Below are 20,486 nucleotides of genomic sequence, written 5' to 3'. Positions count from 1 at the left end.
AGAAATGATCATTAGTATGGTTGCCGCGATGGCAAACAATCGAGTTATTGGCAAAGATAATCAAATGCCTTGGCACTTACCTGCAGATTTTGCGTGGTTTAAGCGCTGCACTATGGGTAAGCCAGTCGTAATGGGCCGAAAAACTTATGACTCGATTGGCCGACCGCTCCCTGGACGTCAGAATATTGTGATCAGCCGTGATGAATCACTACAAATTGAAGGTGTGGCTACGGTAACGTCCATTGAGCAAGCGCTGGAAGCAGCAGGTGATGTTGAAGAAGTCATGATCATCGGCGGCGGCTCAATTTATGCGAGCTGCTTACCGAAGGCGGATAAACTATACCTTACTTATATCGAGCTAGAGGTCGATGGTGATACTCAATTCCCTGATTGGGGAAAGAATTGGAATCAGACTTTTTCTGAACATTATCAAGCGGATGAAAAGAATTCTCATGACATGGAATTTGTGGTTCTAGAGCGCTAGTTTGTTTAATGTGGCCTAATCAATGATTAGGCCATTATTTTCTGATTAAAGGCTCACAGAGCTTTTTGTGTAAAGAATTGCTTGTCTTCCCACCTGAGTAACGTGAGCTCACCGCCCCACACACAGCCAGTGTCTAAGCCAATGACTTTTTCCCCTGAATAGCCTTCAAGTGCTGCCCAATGACCAAAAATGACGGTCTTTTCAATCGGTTCACTGTTCTCAACTTTAAACCAGGGAAGCAAACCATTCCCAGATACATCACTAGGTGGCAGTTTGCAGGCCATATCGAGTTTGAAATCTTCGGAGCAATAGCGCATACGGGTAAAGCTATTAATAATATAGCGATAACGTTCAATCCCTTCTAAGTTCTCACTCCATGTATCAGGTTCATTACTGTACATATTTTCAATGAGCCATTGCCATTGCTCAGACTGTAGTAAAGCTTGAATTTCAGAGTTAGCTAGGCGAGCCGTAGCCAAATCCCACTGTGGTGAGATGCCCGCATGACACATGACAAACTCATCATGCTCTTGCATCAAAGGTTGTTGACGTAGCCAGTCGAGCAGTGCTTTTTTATCTTCCGCATCTAAAATGGGCTGAGTTTTATCTTTTTTCTTTATCGGAAATAGCCCTAGAGAAACAGCCAGCAAATGTAAATCGTGATTACCTAGCACCACTTTTGCTTGAGTACCTAAGCTTTTAATAAACCTAAGTGTTTCAAGGGATTTTGGGCCGCGAGCGACCAGATCGCCAGCCACCCATAAGGTATCGAGTTCGCGATTAAAGTCCACGTTATCAAGAAGCAGCTTGAGTTCATCAAAGCAGCCTTGTATATCACCTACGATATAAGTCGACACAATATTCTTCTTTTAGTTAAGTATGTTAGGGATAGCGAGTCGGAATGGATCAACTTGTGCTAAGAAGTCTTGACCCAAATGATCATTCATCACGTAGTGGCCTTGCATGACTCCAACTGGCGTTTCAATCACAGTGCCGCTGGTATAAGTGTATTCATCGTTGGCTTCAATGACGGGCTGTTTACCTACGACGCCATCACCCTCAATGGTTAGCTGCTTTCCGTTAGCGTCGGTGATCAACCAGCGACGAGTTAACAATTGAACGGGTGTTTTACTGAGGTTTTTAATCGTAATAATGTAGGCAAATACGTATCGGTTTTGTTCGGGCTCGGATTGCTCGGGGACGTATTTAGTGTGCACTTGGCATTTGATACAGGGCGTTGATATATCCATATTCGCTCCTTGGTTGAGCCAATTAGGCCTTTGTTATCTCAGACTAATATTTTAATACGGTATGTGAAAATGCAATTTAGAACAAGACATAGATAAAAAAGAGGCTCCTAATTGAAGTTTAGGAGCCTTTTTATTAATTCGCTGCGTTGTGGTTGTCTTCCAACCAGTTAGCCATATCGACGAACTGTTCTAAGGTCAGATTCTCAGGACGCATACTTGGGTTGATACCAAGTTCTTCTAAGATTTCTTTGCTGATTAAGCTCTTGTAACAGTTACGAACCGTTTTACGACGTTGGTTGAAGCCTTCACGGCAAACTCGATCTAACCATTTTAAGTTCTTGGCTGGGTATGGAAGCACTTCGTAAGGTTGAAGACGAACCACTGCAGAGTCCACTTTTGGCGGCGGAACGAAAGCAGTTGGTGGTACTTCTAGTACTGGTGTTACTTTACAGTAGTACTGAGCCATTACCGTTAGACGACCGTAGGCTTTGCTACCTGGGCCTGCTGCCAAGCGGTTAACTACCTCTTTTTGTAACATAAAGTGCATGTCTTGAATGTCTTTATGGAACTCAAATAGGTGGAACATTAACGGTGTCGAGATGTTGTAAGGCAAGTTACCAAAGATGCGCAGTTTGTTGTTTGGCTTCACAAGTTGCTCGAAGTCAAACTTCATCGCATCGCCTTCGTGAATCGTTAACTTGTCGGCTAAATCTGGGTGGTTGCGCAGACGTTCTGCTAGGTCTCTATCTAGCTCGATAACAGTAAACTTATCAACGAGCTTACCAACGGGTTCTGTAATAGCACCAAGACCTGGGCCAATCTCTACCAAGTTTTGGCCAGGTAAAGGGTTAATGCTAGATACGATCCCATCGATAATGTATGGATCGTTCAGGAAGTTTTGACCAAAACGTTTACGCGCTTTGTGTCCTAAGTGGACATCATTTCTCATTGCTTTTTCTCTACTAATTCAATGGCGTGCGTGAGCGCTGTTCTAAAGCTCCCTGTATCGGCTTGGCCTGTCCCTGCCAAGTCTAGAGCGGTACCATGATCAACCGAAGTACGAATAAATGGTAGGCCGAGTGTAATGTTCACTGAACGACCAAAACCTTTGTATTTCAATACAGGTAATACTTGGTCGTGATACATACCTAAAACAGCGTCTGCTTCTTGCAAATATTTTTCGTTGAAGATGGTATCTGCAGGCAATGGGCCTATTAGATTCATTCCATCTTGTTGTCGAATTTTTTCTAGGGTTGGTGTGAGCGTTTCGATTTCTTCATGCCCTAGACAACCATCTTCACCGGCATGTGGGTTTAGGCCACATACGTAGATGGTTGGTTTCTCTATAGCGAACTTTTCGACTAAGTCTTTGTGAAGGATTTGGATGATTTGTTCCAAACGGTCTTCAGTAACAGCTTTAGAGACGTAAGCGAGAGGAATATGAGTTGTTACTAAGGCAACTCTTAGACCTTCTGTTGCCAACATCATCACCACTAGGGGAGTGTCGGATTTTTCAGCAAAAAACTCAGTATGGCCGCTAAACGCTACGCCAGCTCGGTTAATTACCCCCTTATGAACAGGGCCGGTGACAATAGCATCAAATTCATCATTCATACAGCCTATTGCTGCGCTTTCTAGCGTATTTAATACATAATGGCCGTTAGCTTCGTTGAGGGTTCCCGCAACACTTGCTTCTGCTAATGGAATATCCTGTACAACTAAGGTGCCCGCGCTTTGTGCTTGAGCGGGTTGAGAGGCATCATAATCCAATAACTCAACCGTGATTCCTAGCAGCTCTGCTCGCTCAGCTAGCATACGCTTATCAGCTGACACAACAATTTGATGAGGCCAGCTTTCTTGAGAAAGAGCCAGAACCAAGTCTGGGCCAATGCCTGCGGGTTCACCAGCGGTGACTACAATACGCTTAATCGTCATTTTGTTCTTCCCCGACCATTTCAACAAATGCACTTGCTCGGATTTCTTGAAGCCAAGCGCCTGCTTCTTCATTGAACTTACGGTTGAATAAGATGCGGTAGGCTTTATTTTTCAAAGCTGAGTCTGTTCTGTCGACTTCGCGTCGATCCAATACTTCAACGATATGCCAACCGTGTACCGTTTTAAAAGGCTCACTGATTTTACCTTTTTCCAGCGTTTCAACTTGGTGCTTAAATTCCGGTACGTACAGATCTGGGGTTTGGTAGCCTAGTTCGCCATTCTGAACCGCGGAACCTGGGTCTTGGCTGTATTGCTGAGCTAAATCACCAAATGTGGTTTCACCATCATTGATACGGCGTATGAAATCTTTTAGTTGCTGCTGCGCGCCTTCATCACTCAAGATAACGGTTGGTTTTAGTAGAATGTGACGAGCATTGACCTCGGTTACTGCAACGGTCTCTAAGCCTTTCACATCTTCAATTTTTAGGATATGGAAACCAACTCCACTGCGGAATGGACCGATGATACTGCCTGTGTTTTGCATTTTGATTTGGTCTGCAAAAATGGTCGGCATTTCTTCTTTACGCATCCAGCCCCAATCACCGCCTTGGAGAGCTTTTGGGCCTTTGGAGTAGGTGTATGCCATTGTGCTGAAATCGGCACCATCGTTTAGCTTCGCTGCTAGCTCAGTTGCTTGCGCTTCTAGTTCTTCTTTCGTTTGTTCGTCATTGAAGCGTAGTTGGATGTGGCCAATCTTATACTGAACTGTTGCATTGGTTTCTTGAGCAAGAATATCGGCTAGGTTATCCACTTCAGCAGGAAGAATATTGATGCGCTGACGAACCAAGGCATTGCGAGCTTCACTGGCTGCAAGCTCTTTACGTACTTGTTCACGAAATGCACTATAGGTTAGACCTTCCGCTGCAACAGATGCTGTTAGTTCATCCAACGACTGATTATTGTTTTTGGCAATCTCGGCGATAGCTTCATTTAGACGGTTGTCATCAATACGAACACCTATACGTTCTGCTTCTTGAGTTTGAATTGTATCGACGATCAACTTTTCAAGCACTTGATCAATCAATACATCTTGAGGAGGTAAGGTTTGATTATTCTTTTTCGCATTAGCACGAAGCGTTTTCAATGAGGTATCGATATCACTCTGCAGTATTACGCCTTCGTTGACGATCACGCTCACTTTATCAAGTTCAACAGGCGCTGCGAATACAGTTGAAACGCTGCAAGTCGCGGCTAAACTGATTAAAGTTTTTTTCCACAATTTCATTTGTAGTCCTTTCAGATTTACCGATGGTAGTGAATCAGTAAATGATAAAAATTAGTTATTTAAGAAGAACGGGCGGCCATAACCAAGCGAGTTATCGCCGCTGTCTAAATCAACAGAATCAGAGCCTGAGCCTAAGTTGGTGCCAAAACCTACAATGCCAAAGTTGACGCTGAAGTTGTTTTCGTACACAGGATCAGCGTTGATGTCGCTGTAACCATCTCCGGTCCAGTTACGTAGCTGATTGCTGTAACTCACACCGAAATACCAACAATCCGAGGTGTATCGAACATTGGTTTGCCATTCGATATGAATATCTTCATTCATGTCATAGAAGTATTGCGCACTTGCTGCCCATTTCGGTGAAAATTGATAGCCACCTAATAGCCCTGCCTGGGAAATACCATCACGTGTAATGGAGTCAAGATCCTCAATACTTTCACCAACTGTATCTTCAATGTATTCCTTAGTTACGAAGCGGTAGTTCGCCTGGATAAAACCTTTATTCAGTTTGTATTCCAGCGTACTGTTGGCTAACTGCATTTGGCCTGAGTCGATATCGTATTGAACGCCACCGTGGTAGAAAAGGTAATCATCGTAGTTGAAGTCAGCTTCTACTGCCCAAGACGAATAGTTCGATTGCGATTCGCTATCACTGGCCCCGATATTGGGGGATTTAGTATCTTTGTCGATAAAGAAAATTTGGCCGAAAGAGATGTTTAGGCGCTCTTTATAATTGTCATCGAAAAAACGAGACGAAGCACCATAGCTGATTTGGTTTGCGGCGGCGACTTGATCTACGCCACTGAACTTTCTACTTCGAAACAGACCGTAGTAGTCAGTTTGCAATAGCGTAGTATCATATGAGCCTATATTACTTTGATCTTGCTCTGGCACATATAAGTATTGGACTTGTGGCTCTAAGGTCTGAGTGTAGTTATCTAAAAGCGTGGTATCACGTTCTAGTACAATACCAGCGTGAGTTCTAAACTCAGGAATGGTTCTATAAACAGTTTCTTCGAGTTCACTAAACTCGGAGCTGGTATTGGTTAGATCTTGTTGATAATAGGTACCGAGTAAGCGAGCTTCGGTAGTCCAAGTACCCCAAGTGTTACTTAAAGGAACAGTAATGCCAGGCTCAACGTGAAGTCGAGTAGCAGATGGTTTGCCTTCCGCTTCTGTTTCAAAGCGGGAAACATGGCTAACCATATCGAATTCAATGACTTCGAGTATTGTTGGTGCGTAGTAGTTGAATTTGACCTGAGGCATTAATTGATAGGGCTGGTTGCCGTCAGTCGTTAAAATTTGGAAATCACGAACTTCGATAGAAGTATCCCAATTCGCTGAACGGAACGAGGCTTTACCTGATTGGAGTAATTGTCCGTCTTCACGGCTACCGATAGACGAGTCAATATCGGTAAAGTAATCAATATCACTGACTCGTGAATAGTCGATATCAAACTTCCATGATTGCTGATAGATTCCATTGAATGTCAGTTGACCACCCCAACGGCTGTCGAGGTCTTCGTATTTTTTATCTTCGTGCAAATATTCAGACTTAATACTGCCTTGCCCGTATTCGGTTAAGTATCTGAATTCACTGTTGAGTTGATTACCACGCTGTTGCATGTGTTTGAGAGTGGTATTTAAGTCGTAATTTGGTGCTAGGTTCCAATAAACAGGAATCTCAGCTTCAAAGCCATCACTCGAACCATACGAAACCGTTGGGTACAGGAAACCCGTTTTACGCTTATCACCTACAGGAACCGTTAGGTAAGGTACGTAAAATACAGGGACTTCAAGAATTTCAAATCGAGGGTGAGTGAAGGTAGCTTGCTCCTCATCTTGATCGACAGTGATACTCGACGCTACGAGCCTCCATGATTTATCACCTTCAGGGCAAGAGGTTATGGAGCCATCTTCAAGTTCATAAACGGCTTTGCCTGTTTTCGCTATATAGTTAGCATCTCCGCGGCCGGGCTCACAAAGGAATTGATACTTGGTATTCTCCAGCGTGAATTCATTGGTGGTTAAGTTATTGGTAACTTTGTCAGAGACCGCTTTGACTTGACCGTCATTAAATGTCACTCCACCTTCTGCAACGACGATATTTTCTTGCTGATGCAGGGTGACATTATCAGCCAATATCGTTTTAGTGCCTTGCGTGACTTTAACATCACCAGAGTAATTCGCTTTGTCGCCGTTAATAGCCTCTAATCGATCGGCCTCAACTAATGCTGGCTCATTCAGTTCATTATCTGAAGAAGGTTCGATCAAACATTGATCTATAGAGGGCATTTCCTGCACACTATCGTTTGTAGTTTCAGCTTGAGTTGTCGACACGTATAACGCCGTGCTAATAGAAGCGGCTAACAAGGTGCGGGAAAAACATTGCATGAAGTTGAACTATCCTGTGTCACGAAAGAATCGGCTGAGTGAAATCATCCGAATAAATAAACTGTTTTCCTTATGATAAAGGAAATAATTGCATCCAGCACTATAAGACCGCTGAACACAGAAAAAATTCATTACTAGAGAAGATATAATGCAGATATTTGGCAAAATCCTTGGTGCCTTTTTTGGCTTCTTATTTGGTGGCGTTGTGGGCTCAATCTTTGGATTGTTTTTAGGTCACCAGTTCGATAAAGCTCGTCGTTTGAATCAAGCGGGTTTTAAACGTTCAGGATTTGGTGGAGGCCCAAGCCAAGCAGAGCGTCAAGAAGAGTTTTTTAAAGCCGCATTTGCTGTAATGGGGCATGTGGCAAAGGCTAAAGGCCAAGTGACTCGTGAAGAAATTCAATTGGCGAGTACTATGATGGACCGCATGAGCCTGCATGGTAATTTACGCAAATCTGCGCAAGATGCGTTCAGAGCAGGCAAAGAATCTGACTTCCCGCTTGAAGAAACGCTAGAGCGAGTGAAAATCTCATCAGGTGGCCGTTTTGACTTGATGCAGTTTTTTTTAGAATTACAAATATCAGCAGCATTTGCTGACGGGGATTTACATCCAAGTGAGCGCAATGTTCTACACAAAATCGCCCGTGGCTTAGGGTTCTCCTCTCAGCAATTAGAACAACGCTTACAGATGCAAGAAGCGGCGTTTCGTTTTCAGCAACAAGGCGGTGGCTTTGGCGGACAGCAAGGGCAGCAGCAATCTTCAGGTTGGCAACAAGCTTCACAAGTCGATCAAGTTGCCGATGCATACAAAGTGCTTGGGGTGAGTGATAATGCAGAAGGTAAAGAGGTGAAACGTGCTTATCGTAAACTCATGAACGAGCACCATCCGGATAAGCTGATGGCAAAAGGTTTACCTCCAGAAATGATGAATGTCGCGAAAGAAAAATCGCAGGAAATTCAAAATGCTTATGACCTAATCAAAAAAGTGAAAGGTTTTAAGTAGCTCCGATTATACCTAGCAAAAGGAATGCGTAATGAATATTGGCTATCAAGATGTTTTGGATTTTTGGTTTCAAGAGTTAACGCCTGCTGACTGGTTTATGGGAGGGGAGCGTGTTGATCAACTGATAATCGATAGATTTTCGTTACTGCTAGACTCGGCGGTTCAAGGTGAGTTATTTGAATGGCGAAAAAGTGCTCAAGGTCGATTAGCGGAAATTATTGTGTTGGACCAGTTCTCTCGCAATATTGGTCGTAACACACCCAAAGCCTTTTCAGCTGATCCCATGGCACTTATGCTCGCTCAAGAAGCCGTGGCTGCTGGCTTTGACAAAGAGTTATCCGTACAACAAAGAAGCTTTTTGTATATGCCGTATATGCACAGTGAATCTCTTGTTATTCATGAACAAGCGGTTCAGCTATTCAGTGAAAATGGCGTAGAAAGCAATCTCGAATTTGAAATTAAACATAAAGTCATTATTGAACGGTTTGGCCGCTATCCACATAGAAACGAGATTTTAGGACGGGAGTCGACGCCAGAAGAAGTGGCGTTTTTAACTGAACCTGGATCGAGCTTTTAGCTCCCTGTTTGAAGAAAAATAAAGGAGGCAAAGGCCTCCTTTATTGTTATTGAGCTTGGTTTAATGACCAATCGTAATCGTATTTTATCTTACCTTTAAAAGTAATCGGTTCTTTGCGGTAACTTTCCAAATGTTGGAGAAGTTGCGGTTGGGAGCCGAAGTCATCAATGAACCACTCATAAATAGAAGAGAGCTCTAACCTTCCATTAGAGATATTGACGCCTTTCTTACTATTCACAAATTCTTGCGCTGCTTGTTCAAGTAAAGCTTGGGTGTTATTTGCGGTGAAGGCTTGAGACTGTAGGTTTGGGCAACCTAAGCTGGCGCAATTGACTGCGTAATGTGTACGAGGGTCATTCCAAATGGGCCTTAGAATTCGATGTTCGATATCGTTTAACGTTAGGTCTTTGCCATTAATATTAATTACCTCGTCTCCCCACGGTCCGAAGCTGAATAGCCCGCCAAGTTTAGTGATTGATTTAATTGGGTAGGCGTCCAAAATCAAATCGACAGTAAGGGCATTATAAAGGTTGACCCAATACGCGTATTGCTCTGCTTTGGAATAGGCTAAAGGATCAAGCTGAGCACTAGTTTTTATGTAGCTTTTGAGTGCTTGTTTGTCGCTTTCAGATACATTTGAATATCGAATTAAGGTGTTTTCCCCTTTGGAGATGAGGTATTTGTTTAAAAAACTTTGCCATTCAATATGGGAAATAGTTTGAGTGCTATCAGATGAGTGCTGGTCCCAATAAGCCCATAAGTCAGATTTAGGAGCTGAGAATGCACTGAAAGGTAGCAATAGCAGAGTTAACCAAACGAATGATTTCATAGAAAAGCCTTCTTCAAAATAGAGCGTAAATGCTTCTTCATTAATTGACCTTATAAGGGGCAAGAATCTTTCAAATAAAAAAGGCTGACATAGTGTCAGCCTTTGAAGTTAATTGAAGAGGTGCCTATTTCAAGAAGCTTGGAATCTTCTCTTCATACGCAGAAATCTTATCAGCGTGCTGCAGCGTTAGGCCGATGTTGTCTAAACCATTCAGTAGGCAATGACGACGGAACTCATCAATCTCAAACGAGTACTCTTTACCATTTGCGCTTACTTTCATTGCTTCTAGATCAACGGTAACTTCTGCGCCTTCGTTTGCTTCTACGAATTGGAAAATCTCATCCACTTCTTGATCTGTTAGGCGAACAGGAACCATTTGGTTGTTGATTGAGTTACCGTAGAAGATGTCTGCAAAGCTTGGCGCAATCATCACTTGAATGCCGTAATCAGCAAGTGCCCAAGGTGCGTGCTCACGAGATGAACCACAACCAAAATTTTCACGAGCAAGCAGGATTGAAGCGCCTTGGTAACGTGGTGCGTTCATCACGAATTCTGGGTTTGGTTGTTCGCCCGCGTCGTCTAGGAAGCGCCAGTCATGGAATAAGTGTTTACCAAAACCAATGCGGTTCACTTTCTGTAAGAACTGCTTTGGAATGATCGCATCAGTATCGATGTTGGCCGTATCTAGAGGAACGACTAATCCGGTGTGTTGTTGAAAACCTGACATGTTAAATCCTCTAATTAAAGTTCACGAATATCGACAAAGTGGCCAGCGATCGCTGCAGCTGCAGCCATTGCAGGGCTAACTAGGTGCGTTCGGCCATCACGGCCTTGGCGACCTTCAAAGTTACGGTTTGATGTAGACGCACAGCGCTCTTGTGGACCAAGACGGTCGTTGTTCATTGCAAGACACATAGAACAACCCGGTAGGCGCCACTCAAAACCGGCTTCTTTGAAGATAACATCTAGGCCTTCAGCTTCAGCTTGCGCTTTTACTTGCTCAGAGCCCGGAACGATAAGCGCTTGTACATGTTTTGCAACTTGGCGACCTTTCGCAACTGCAGCGGCTGCACGCATGTCTTCGATACGAGAGTTAGTACAAGAACCAACAAACACTTTATCCACGTTGTAATCTGATAGAGATTTACCCGCTTCTAAGCCCATGTATGCCAGTGCTTTTTCAGCCGATGCTTTTTCAACAGGGTCTGCGAAGCTTTCTGGTGCAGGGATAGGTGCATCAACAGAAATTACCTGACCAGGGTTAGTACCCCAAGTCACTTGTGGCTTGATGTCTGCGGCTTCTAGAGTGACTACAGCATCAAACTCTGCGTCAGCATCGGTTTTTAGTGTGTTCCAGTATTCAACGGCTGCTTCAAACTCTTCACCCTCTGGAGAGAACTTACGGCCTTTGATGTATTCGTAGGTGGTTTCATCCGGTGCAATTAGACCTGCTTTAGCGCCCAACTCGATAGCCATGTTACATACCGTCATGCGGCCTTCCATAGTAAGGTCGGTAATCGCCTCACCACAGAATTCAACCACGTAGCCAGTACCGCCAGCTGCTGTTGTTTTACCGATGATCGCCAGCACGATATCTTTGGCAGTGATGCCTGGAGCAACCTTGCCTTTTACTTCGATCTTCATGGTTTTAGCACGAGCCTGTTTTAGCGTTTGGGTTGCTAGAACGTGCTCAACTTCTGAAGTACCGATACCGAATGCAAGAGAACCAAATGCACCGTGTGTTGCAGTGTGCGAGTCACCACAAACGATAGTCATACCCGGCAGAGTGATACCTAGTTCAGGGCCCATTACGTGCACAATACCTTGGTATTTGTGGTTTAGGTCGTAAAGCGTTACACCAAACTCTTCACAGTTTTTTGATAGCGTTTCCATTTGGATACGCGCCATCTCGCCAGAAGCATTAATGTCTTTGGTTTGGGTTGATACGTTGTGATCCATGGTCGCGAAAGTCTTACCTACTTGGCGAACTTTACGGCCTTTTTCACGCAGGCCATCAAAGGCTTGAGGTGAGGTTACTTCGTGAACTAGGTGACGGTCGATATAAAGAATCGGGTTTTCGCCTTCCGCTGCTACTGCAACGTGCGCGTCGTAAACTTTTTCGTATAAGGTTTTGGCTTGCTGGTTTGTCGACATAGCTTTTCTTCCTTGGGAGCATCAGTCCCAGTGTTTGTTTCTAGCCAAGTCACGCACTTTGGATGACTTGGCTGGATATTATTCTTATGTACTTGCTTTAGAGCGTTATGCTTATGAAGCTAAGATGTACTCTGCAATCTTGTCACCCATTTCAGAGGTGGTTAGCGCTTGTTTGTCGCCTGCAAGGTCAGCTGTTAGCTCGCCTGCTGAAAGTGCTTTAGATACCGCTGTTTCAATATCTTGTGCTGCCGCTTCTTCGCCTAGGCTGTAACGAAGCATTAGCGCTGCAGAAAGAATCTGCGCAACAGGGTTTGCGATGTTCTTACCTGCGATGTCTGGTGCGCTGCCGCCTGCTGGTTCGTATAGGCCGAAGTTGCTTTCGTTCAAGCTTGCAGAAGGAAGCATACCCATAGAGCCCGTGATCATTGCGCACTCATCAGAAATGATGTCGCCGAAGATGTTTGAACATAGCATTACGTCAAACTGAGATGGGTCTTTGATTAGCTGCATGGTCGCGTTGTCGATGTACATATGGTTTAGCGTGACATCTGGGTAGTCTTTTGCGATCTCTTCGACAACTTCGCGCCATAAGATAGAACTTTGTAGAACGTTCGCTTTATCAATGGAGTAAACGTTTTTGTTACGTAGACGTGCAGATTCAAAAGCAATCTTTGCGATACGTTCTATTTCGTAGCGGTGGTAAACCTCGGTATCAAACGCTTTTTCCGTTGCGCCTTCGCCTTCACGACCTTTAGGTTGGCCGAAGTAGATACCGCCAGTTAGCTCACGTACTACCACAATGTCAAAACCGCGCTCAGAGATATCCGCACGAAGTGGAGAGAAAGACTCTAAACCCTTGTGAATTTGCGCAGGACGTAGGTTACAGAACAGTTGGAAGTGTTTACGTAGAGGAAGTAGGGCACCACGCTCAGGTTGGTCATTTGGTGGAAGGTGTTCCCACTTAGGACCACCAACTGAGCCGAAAAGTACTGCGTCAGACTCTTCACAACCTTTCACTGTAGACTCTGGTAGTGGGCAACCGTGGTTATCAATTGCAATACCACCAACATCATACTCTTCGCGAGAGAAGCTAATCGCATGCTTCTTTTCGATCGCGTCTAGCACCTTATGTGCTTGCTGCATTACTTCTGGGCCAATGCCATCACCAGGTAGTACGGCAATTTTGTATGATTTATCAGTCATGTTAATCCTTTAATTCTTGTTACTGAGCACTTTTGGCTCGTTTAAATTTTCTGTCCCTAAAGCCAATAACGTGGCTCTAGGGCGCTGTTATTGGTTGCTTAAACGGTGGCGACTTTCTTTTGCTTAATTTCTGCAATTTGGTCTGCACGGTGAATGCTATTGATTACGTGCAATAGCGCCTGACCTGAAGCTTCAACGATGTCGGTTGAAACGCCCGTACCGTGGTATTTACGACCTTTATAGTTAGCAATGATATCTGCTTGACCTAGACCATCTTCACCTTCGCCTTTTGCGGTAAGGTCGAATTTATCTAGCGCAATTTCGTATCCAGTTAGGCGATAAATACATTGGTAAAGTGCGTCTACAGGGCCATTACCGACTGCGGCTTCACATTGCTCTTCATCACCACATTGCAGCTTAATGCTAGTAGTAGACATAACACTACCAGATTGCACGCTTAGGTAGTTAAGTTTATAGAAGTCGTCTTCTTCGCGTAGGTTTGCGAAGTGCATTAACGCTTCTAGGTCGTAATCGAATACTTGGCCTTTACGGTCAGCCAGTTTCAAGAAATCTTCATACAATGCATCTAGGCTGTACTCGTCTTCTTTATAACCCATCGCGTCCATGTGGCTCTTAACAGCAGCACGGCCAGAGCGACTGGTTAGGTTCAATGCCTTGTTTTTCAAGCCAATAGACTCAGGAGTCATGATCTCGTAAGTGTTTTTGTTCTTTAGCATGCCATCTTGGTGAATGCCTGAAGAGTGGCTAAATGCGTTAGCGCCCACAATTGCCTTGTTGTCTTGAATCGGCATATTACAAAGCTGGCTAACCAATTTACTGGTGCGGTGAATTTCTTCGTGTTTAAGGCCAGTATGAACACCAAGTAACTCTTGACGAGTTTTGATGATCATGGCGATTTCTTCTAAAGAACAGTTACCCGCGCGCTCACCAATACCATTGATTGTACCTTCAATTTGACGCGCACCCGCTTGAACAGCGGCGATAGAGTTCGCTACCGACATACCAAGGTCATCATGGCAGTGCACTGAGATAATTGCTTTGTCGATGTTTGGAACACGGTTGAATAGTGTTTGGATAATGCCACCAAACTCGTTTGGTACTGTGTAGCCTACCGTGTCTGGAATATTGATGGTTTTCGCACCCGCATCGATAGCGGATTCGACCATGCGACATAGGTTATCGATAGGTGTACGACCTGCGTCTTCGCAAGAGAACTCAACATCATCCGTGTATTTACGAGCGTGTTTAACCGCTTTTACACCCATCTCAACAACATCATCATAACTACGGCGAAGCTTATCTTGTACGTGAACGGTAGACGTTGATATAAAGGTGTGGATACGGAACGCTTCTGCGACTTTTAGCGCTTCTGCTGCAGCATCGATATCTTTCGCAACGGCACGAGAAAGGCCACAAATACGGCTGTTCTTAATGTGTTTCGCGATAGTTTGAACGGATTCGAAATCACCTGGAGAAGAAACAGGAAAGCCCGCTTCGATTACGTCCACACCCAGTCGCTCAAGTGCATACGCAATTTGCAATTTTTCCTTAACCGTTAGGCTTGCAGATAACGCTTGCTCGCCATCACGCAATGTGGTGTCGAAAATTATCACTTGATCGTTCATAGGTGCTTCCTTATGTCGATTATTAATCGATTGCTTCCAAAATATTATTGAGAATGATGTTCTTTAATTAGTGCTAGTTACAAAAAAACCCGCTAAGCGCGGGTTTTAATATTTGTGCGGTTCTTCACCCACAAGCTACCCACGCGATCTGGTCACGATAAGGAGGAGCTTTAGAAGTCGAGTTGAAGAAAATGTCATTGCACAAATATCCGTAAATAAACTGTTAACACCATATTTACCGCAATTTATTTAGGCCGTCAAACAAGAAAATCCAATATAGAGGCTGTGAGGAGGAAAATTCATTTTGTTTATGCTGTTAATTCTGGTTTTTATGGTTATATATTTTGGTTTTTCCTTGTTGTGTGGCGAGGAAGTTTATCGTCTATCGTATGTTTAGGTTAAAACTTTGTAGTAATTCTTTTTAATAGAACGAATAACGGGTAAAAACAGTACGAGTAAAAATTAATTAATCAAATGATTAAATAGTGAGTAATTAATGTTCTGCTGATTGTCGGAATTTGCCTCTATAATTAATCAAATGATTAATTCTTAAGTAAGGTACGCAGGATGACAGCGCGTAAAGCCGGGCGACCTCAGCAAAGCTTAGATGTCAGGGCGTTATTGATCCAGAACGCCCGAGATCTTTTTGTTGTGCAACCGTATGACAAAGTCTCTACTCGTTTAATCGCAGAGCGAGCAGGGGTCAATATCGCGATGATTCGCTATTACTTTGGTAATAAAGCGGGATTGTTTGAGGAAATGCTCCGTGAAACGTTACGGCCGATGCAGCTGCAAATGCAAAAGCTGGTGCAAGAGAGTAGCCATGAAAACTTTCTCGATTTGATGCGAACCTATTATAAAGAAATGGTGAAAGTTCCTAAGTTTCCTCGTTTGATTGCGCAAGTCATGAATATGCCTCCTTCCGAAGTGCAAAGAGAACTACTTGAAAAGGTGTTTATCGATGTTACTAAGCCTGCCCAGGATGTGATTTTCGAAAAATTGATGGACCAAGGCGTGATTAAGCAAGGTATGGATCCGCGCTTATGTCGTGTCTCTTACATGAGCCTGATGGTTTTCCCATTTATTGCTCCTCCTCCATTATTGGCGCTACATGGCATTGAACTAAACGAAGCTTTTTTAAACCGATTAATCGAACACAATATTCAGCTAATGACAGAAGGATTTGTCAATGTCCCAACGTCTGAGACCCATCAGGAAATAGAACAATGAAATTAAATCGAAAACTCTTATTTTTTCCGGCATTGGCTGTTGGAGTGTTGAGCTTAGTGGCTGCGATTAACTTACGTCCAGACTTACCGACTAAACCCGCTGGAGACCGAGCTAGGTTAGTGGATGTCATGCCTTTGGAGCTAAAAGCCATGGCACCAAAAGCGATTGGTTTTGGCAAAGTAACGCCTAAGGTTGAATGGAAGGCCATTGCAGAAGTCACGGGCAAAGTAGTTTATCGACACCCTTCGTTGAACAAAGGCCAAATTCTTGCAGCGGGTACCGAAGTGCTTCGTATCGACCCTCTCGACTATGAACTTAAGCTGGTTCAAGCTCAGGCTGACCTGAAATCGAGCCAAACCTCGCTAGCGAAATTAACTCAAGAAGAACACAATCTTAAGCAAACTTTGAAAATTGAGAAAAATCGCTTATCAATCAGCAATAAAGAGTTGGAGCGAAAGCTGAACTTGCGCAAGAAAGGGCTGACATCTCAGTCGGATGTCGACCAACAGCAGCAAAACACTTTGTCTCAGCAGAAATTGGTTTTAGATATAGAAAACCAAATTGGTTTGATGCCAGATGAAAAGCGTGTCGCGGAAGCCGTAGTCAAGGTGAATGTCTCTAAGGTGCAAGAAGCGCAGCGCTCTTTGGAAAAAACGTCGATTACCTTGCCGCAAGCAATGCGTATCGCTCAAGTGGATATTGAACAAAACCAAGTTGTAAACCTACAGCAGACCATGTTCGTTGGGCACGGTATTGATGTCATGGAAGTTGAGGCTCAGCTTTCTATTCACGACATGCAAGTGCTGGCGTCGAGCTTAAGTGATTTTACACGCGATGATTCGGGCATGCCTCGCCCAGATATGGCCAATATTAAAGCCAGTATTGGGCTTAATAGCGGAACTTTACATGCCACTTGGTCTGCGAAAGTTGCTCGCATTAGTGAAACTGTGGATGAGAACCAAGCGACGGCTGGAGTGATTCTTGAAATTGCCCAAGATTATGCTCAGCTCAAACCTAGCAGTGTACCGCCGTTGGTGAACGGTATGTTTATTCAAGCTGAAATAGAAGGTCAAGCTAACCCAAGTTGGGTGATCCCAGAGCGTGCGCTGCATGGTGACAAAATCTATCTAGTCGATGATCAAAGCCGCTTGCTCATCAAACCTGTCACTGTGCTGTACCGTCGAGACAATCAAGTGATCATTGATGGTGAATTAGAACAGGGCGATAAGCTGATTTTGAATGATCTTTTACCAGCTATAGAAGGCATGTTGCTGCGTGAATCTGATAAAGAGGAGAATCCATCATGATCCAATTCTTCTCTAGGCATCCGACAGCCGCCAATTTATTGATGTTGGCGCTGCTGATCATGGGTTTAGTTTCGCTACCAACGATTAAGCGAGAAACTTTTCCTGAATACGATCCGCCGTACATTATGGCAGGCGTGGTATACCCGGGAGCATCGCCTCAAGAGGTGGAAGAAAGCTTATGTATTCGTATGGAAGATGCGGTCGATGGGTTAGCTAATATTGAAGAAACACAGTGTGAAGCCATTGAAGGCAGCGCACGACTGATCTTGAAGTTGAATGAGAAAGCGGACATCGGGCGTATGCTGGTGGATGTTCAAACTCAGATCAATTCTATTAATGATTTCCCATCAGAAATTGAATCTCCAATCGTTCAAGAGTTGGATTGGAACGAGCCGGTGGTCGATGTGGCGATCACGGCGAATACGACTTGGCCAGAACTAAAGTCTTATGCAGAAGATCTCAAGCGGATCATGAAGCTCGATTACGGAGTCTCGCTGGTTGAAGTAAGTGGCTTTTCTGATCACCAATACCGAGTGGAATTAGATAGCCAAGCGATCCGTCAATTGGGGTTAAGTGTTGGTGACATAGCCGATCAAATTGGTCGTCAGAACATAAAGTTACCCAGTGGTAATGTCGAAACGCCAGACAAAAACTTTTTAATTCGTTTTGATGAAAGGCGTGTCACTCCTCTTGAACTCGAAAGTATCGTTGTCGGCTCTGCGCCAAATGGCTCTGTGATCCGTTTACGTGATATTGCCAAAATTACCGATCGTTTTGAGTTGGATGAACAAAAGGTACTGTTTGACGGCAAGCCTTCAGCCTTACTTAAGATCAGTAAGAATAAAGAAGACGATGCGCTGCGTATCAAAGAACGCGTGACCCAGTTTGTTGAAGATCAGCGAGAAGTGGCACCAGATGGCGTGACATTACAACTGACCAACGATCTGTCCTCAGTACTGTGGGATCGTTTGACTATGATGGTAAGTAATGGCTGGCAAGGGATTGTCCTCGTATTCGCTACTATGTGGCTGTTCTTCAGTTTACGTTACTCCTTCTGGGTGGCGGCTGGTTTGCCCGTCGCTTTCCTTGGCGGACTGTTCCTAATGGCGAACCTTGGCCTATCGATCAACATCATGTCGTTAGTCGGCCTGTTGATGGCGATTGGTATCATGATGGACGATGCGATCGTGATCGCTGAATCCATCGCTTCTCACTTGGATAGGGGGCAAAGCGTAGACGATGCGGTGTATAACGGAGTGCGCAAAGTATTCCCCGGTGTATTGTCGTCGTTTCTGACCACAGTATGTATCTTCGGTAGCTTGTTGTTTCTCGATGGGGAAATGGGCGCGGTATTAAAAGCAGTACCGCAGGTGCTGATCTTAGTCTTATCGCTGAGCTTGGTTGAAGCCTTTTTGATATTGCCAAATCACTTGGCACATTCGCTACACAAAGAGAAAAAAGAAAAACAGGCACTGCGCTTTAAAGTGGTATTGCTGGAAAAATTTGAGAACTTTCGTAACACCACTTTGATGAATGCGGTCGAAAAAGTCGTAAGCTTTCGCTATGCCTTTATGGGAGGCGTGATCGCGCTGTTGCTTATCTCGGTATCTTTGATCGCGGGTGGCGTTGTGAAATTTCAACCTTTCCCAGAGCTAGATGGTGATATCGCAGAGGCAAGAATCATTCTTCCACCGGGTGCATCGCTTTCACAAACTGAAAAAGTAGTAGAGCAAATCGTGGCGTCTGCACAAAAACTGAATGTGCAGTGGAGTGAGGAAGTGGAAGGTGGCCGTGAACTGGTACAACACATTACCAGTCAGTTCAATGTGAATGCGGATGCAAACGAGTCAGGGCCACACCTTGCCACTGTTCGTTTGGACTTACTCGGCGCTGAATCACGAAATACCTTAATTGATGAGTTCGTTGATGCGTGGCGAGAAGACATTGGTGAATTGGCCGATCCTATTTCCTTAGTGTTTAAGCAGCCGACTTTAGGGCCGGGTGGCCGTGCAATTGAGATCAGGGTTAAACACGACGATCTCGACGAACTCAAATCAGCATCAATAGACATTCAAAACTACCTCAATGAGTTTGAAGGTGTTCATGGGGTGCTCGATGACATGCGAATGGGTAAAGAAGAAGTTTTAGTGAAGTTGCGCTCTGGTGCTGAGACCTATGGCGTTAATGGGCAAATGATAGCGTCTCAACTTCGTGCTGCTTTCTTTGGCCAAACGGCCGATGAGATACAGTTGGGTGTTGAAAACATTGCTATCGAAGTTCGCCTAGATAAAGTGCAGGCTGGGGATTTACAACAACTGGCGAACTTCCCAATTATTACGCCAGAAGGATATCAAATTCCATTAGCGACGTTAGCTACCTTAGATTTTCAGCGTAACTACGTGCGCATCCAGCGTATCGATGGTTTAAGAACCATCAGTGTATTTGGAGATACCGATAATACCAAAGTCAGTTCTTCAGCGATCTTGGCTAAGTTCCAACAAGAAAAAGCGCCTGAGCTTCTCAAGAAATACCCTGGCCTGCGCTTCGATTTTGAAGGTGAAGCAAAAGATGCAGCGAAAACTGGGGCTTCAATGGGTAAAGGCTTCTTGCTTGGTTTGTTTGGAGTGTTTGCCATCTTAAGCTATCAGTTCCGCAGCTATTTAGAGCCAGCAGTAGTGATGCTTGCAATACCGCTGGCCTTTATCGGGGTGGTATTTGGTCACTGGTTATTAGGCCACTCTTTAAGTATGCCAAGCATGATGGGCTTTGTGTCACTGGCTGGTATTGTTGTGAATGACTCGATCTTGCTGGTGCAATACATTCGCCATCATGTGGATGAAGGTGATTCGGTACATGACTCTGTTGTAAAAGCGAGCCGAGAGCGTTTTCGCGCCGTATTTTTAACTTCGATGACCACTGCCGCGGGCTTATTACCGTTGTTGCTTGAAACCAGTTTACAGGCTCAAGTCATTCAGCCGTTGGTGATATCAATTGTGTTTGGTATTTTTGCTTCAACACTTTTAGTGCTGTTTATGATCCCAGCGGCCTACGCCATATTGGCGGACTTTGGGTTGGTGAAGAAGCATGAGCCTTTGACGGCGTAATCAATATCAGCAAGATAAGAAAAGCGACCTTGTGTCGCTTTTCTTTTGTTATCAACGAGTAAAAAGCGGCATATTCAAAGTTCAT

At 44.3% G+C, this 20,486-nt stretch carries 17 protein-coding genes; 6 read left to right on the top strand and 11 right to left on the bottom strand.

What is annotated here, in order from left to right; genetic code table 11:
• Positions 1-4 precede the first annotated feature (4 nt).
• Positions 5-484 carry a type 3 dihydrofolate reductase gene (gene folA, locus ELZ11_RS16045; protein WP_137358425.1) on the top strand — a complete coding sequence of 160 codons (480 nt, stop codon included), beginning with the start codon at positions 5-7 and terminating at the stop codon, positions 482-484.
• A gap of 53 nt (positions 485-537) precedes the next feature.
• On the opposite strand, the gene ELZ11_RS16040 is transcribed toward folA, so the two are convergent.
• The 6 genes from ELZ11_RS16040 to lptD all read right to left on the bottom strand — a co-directional run bounded on the left by ELZ11_RS16040 (position 538) and on the right by lptD (position 7,348).
• On the bottom strand, positions 538-1,341 hold the full coding sequence (locus ELZ11_RS16040) for a symmetrical bis(5'-nucleosyl)-tetraphosphatase (protein ID WP_137358424.1): 804 nt from the start codon (positions 1,339-1,341) through the stop codon (positions 538-540).
• Between the two features lie 12 nt (positions 1,342-1,353).
• On the bottom strand, positions 1,354-1,734 hold the full coding sequence (gene apaG / locus ELZ11_RS16035) for a Co2+/Mg2+ efflux protein ApaG (protein WP_137358423.1): 381 nt from the start codon (positions 1,732-1,734) through the stop codon (positions 1,354-1,356).
• A 133-nt stretch (positions 1,735-1,867) separates the two neighbouring features.
• The gene (rsmA, locus tag ELZ11_RS16030; RefSeq protein WP_137358422.1) at positions 1,868-2,683 is read right to left on the bottom strand and encodes a 16S rRNA (adenine(1518)-N(6)/adenine(1519)-N(6))-dimethyltransferase RsmA; all 816 of its coding nucleotides are present in this window, start codon (positions 2,681-2,683) and stop codon (positions 1,868-1,870) included.
• Positions 2,680-3,669 carry a 4-hydroxythreonine-4-phosphate dehydrogenase PdxA gene (gene pdxA, locus ELZ11_RS16025; protein ID WP_137358421.1) on the bottom strand — a complete coding sequence of 330 codons (990 nt, stop codon included), beginning with the start codon at positions 3,667-3,669 and terminating at the stop codon, positions 2,680-2,682. Before pdxA ends, rsmA begins: the two co-directional genes overlap by 4 nt.
• Positions 3,659-4,954 carry a peptidylprolyl isomerase SurA gene (surA, locus tag ELZ11_RS16020; protein ID WP_137358420.1) on the bottom strand — a complete coding sequence of 432 codons (1,296 nt, stop codon included), beginning with the start codon at positions 4,952-4,954 and terminating at the stop codon, positions 3,659-3,661. The genes pdxA and surA overlap by 11 nt, the downstream gene beginning before the upstream one ends.
• 51 nt (positions 4,955-5,005) lie before the next feature.
• The gene (gene lptD / locus ELZ11_RS16015) at positions 5,006-7,348 is read right to left on the bottom strand and encodes an LPS assembly protein LptD (protein ID WP_137358419.1); all 2,343 of its coding nucleotides are present in this window, start codon (positions 7,346-7,348) and stop codon (positions 5,006-5,008) included.
• A gap of 148 nt (positions 7,349-7,496) precedes the next feature.
• Here lptD and djlA point away from each other — a divergent pair, with 148 nt between their 5' ends.
• Together djlA and ELZ11_RS16005 are read left to right on the top strand one after the other, a co-directional pair.
• A complete protein-coding gene (gene djlA / locus ELZ11_RS16010; RefSeq protein WP_137358418.1) occupies positions 7,497-8,351 on the top strand; it encodes a co-chaperone DjlA in 855 nt (284 codons plus the stop codon).
• A gap of 31 nt (positions 8,352-8,382) precedes the next feature.
• The gene (locus ELZ11_RS16005; protein ID WP_137358417.1) at positions 8,383-8,928 is read left to right on the top strand and encodes a DUF924 family protein; all 546 of its coding nucleotides are present in this window, start codon (positions 8,383-8,385) and stop codon (positions 8,926-8,928) included.
• Positions 8,929-8,974: 46 nt separating this feature from the next.
• On the opposite strand, the gene ELZ11_RS16000 is transcribed toward ELZ11_RS16005, so the two are convergent.
• From ELZ11_RS16000 to leuA, 5 genes are all read right to left on the bottom strand, one after another.
• The gene (locus ELZ11_RS16000; protein ID WP_137358416.1) at positions 8,975-9,757 is read right to left on the bottom strand and encodes a DUF547 domain-containing protein; all 783 of its coding nucleotides are present in this window, start codon (positions 9,755-9,757) and stop codon (positions 8,975-8,977) included.
• 124 nt (positions 9,758-9,881) lie between these two features.
• A complete protein-coding gene (gene leuD / locus ELZ11_RS15995; RefSeq protein ID WP_004740809.1) occupies positions 9,882-10,484 on the bottom strand; it encodes a 3-isopropylmalate dehydratase small subunit in 603 nt (200 codons plus the stop codon).
• Between the two features lie 14 nt (positions 10,485-10,498).
• A complete protein-coding gene (gene leuC, locus ELZ11_RS15990; RefSeq protein ID WP_137358415.1) occupies positions 10,499-11,911 on the bottom strand; it encodes a 3-isopropylmalate dehydratase large subunit in 1,413 nt (470 codons plus the stop codon).
• Between the two features lie 111 nt (positions 11,912-12,022).
• On the bottom strand, positions 12,023-13,114 hold the full coding sequence (gene leuB, locus ELZ11_RS15985) for a 3-isopropylmalate dehydrogenase (RefSeq protein WP_004740807.1): 1,092 nt from the start codon (positions 13,112-13,114) through the stop codon (positions 12,023-12,025).
• Positions 13,115-13,212: 98 nt separating this feature from the next.
• Positions 13,213-14,760 carry a 2-isopropylmalate synthase gene (gene leuA, locus ELZ11_RS15980; protein WP_137358414.1) on the bottom strand — a complete coding sequence of 516 codons (1,548 nt, stop codon included), beginning with the start codon at positions 14,758-14,760 and terminating at the stop codon, positions 13,213-13,215.
• A 567-nt stretch (positions 14,761-15,327) separates the two neighbouring features.
• Here leuA and ELZ11_RS15970 point away from each other — a divergent pair.
• The 3 genes from ELZ11_RS15970 to ELZ11_RS15960 are packed head-to-tail and all read left to right on the top strand — an operon-like array spanning position 15,328 to position 20,401.
• On the top strand, positions 15,328-15,990 hold the full coding sequence (locus ELZ11_RS15970) for a TetR/AcrR family transcriptional regulator (protein WP_137358413.1): 663 nt from the start codon (positions 15,328-15,330) through the stop codon (positions 15,988-15,990).
• Positions 15,987-17,297, top strand: a complete 1,311-nt coding sequence (locus ELZ11_RS15965) for an efflux RND transporter periplasmic adaptor subunit (protein WP_137358412.1) — start codon at positions 15,987-15,989, stop codon at positions 17,295-17,297. Before ELZ11_RS15970 ends, ELZ11_RS15965 begins: the two co-directional genes overlap by 4 nt.
• Positions 17,294-20,401: an efflux RND transporter permease subunit gene (locus ELZ11_RS15960; protein ID WP_137358411.1), complete on the top strand. Its 3,108-nt coding sequence runs from the start codon at positions 17,294-17,296 to the stop codon at positions 20,399-20,401. The genes ELZ11_RS15965 and ELZ11_RS15960 overlap by 4 nt, the downstream gene beginning before the upstream one ends.
• Positions 20,402-20,486: the final 85 nt, after the last annotated feature.

This window comes from Vibrio profundi, from assembly GCF_005281835.1.
In the GTDB taxonomy this organism is placed as follows: Bacteria; Pseudomonadota; Gammaproteobacteria; order Enterobacterales; family Vibrionaceae; genus Vibrio; species Vibrio profundi.
The sequence above is the reverse complement of the archived record's forward strand: the minus strand, read 5'-3'. Positions and strand labels throughout refer to the sequence as shown.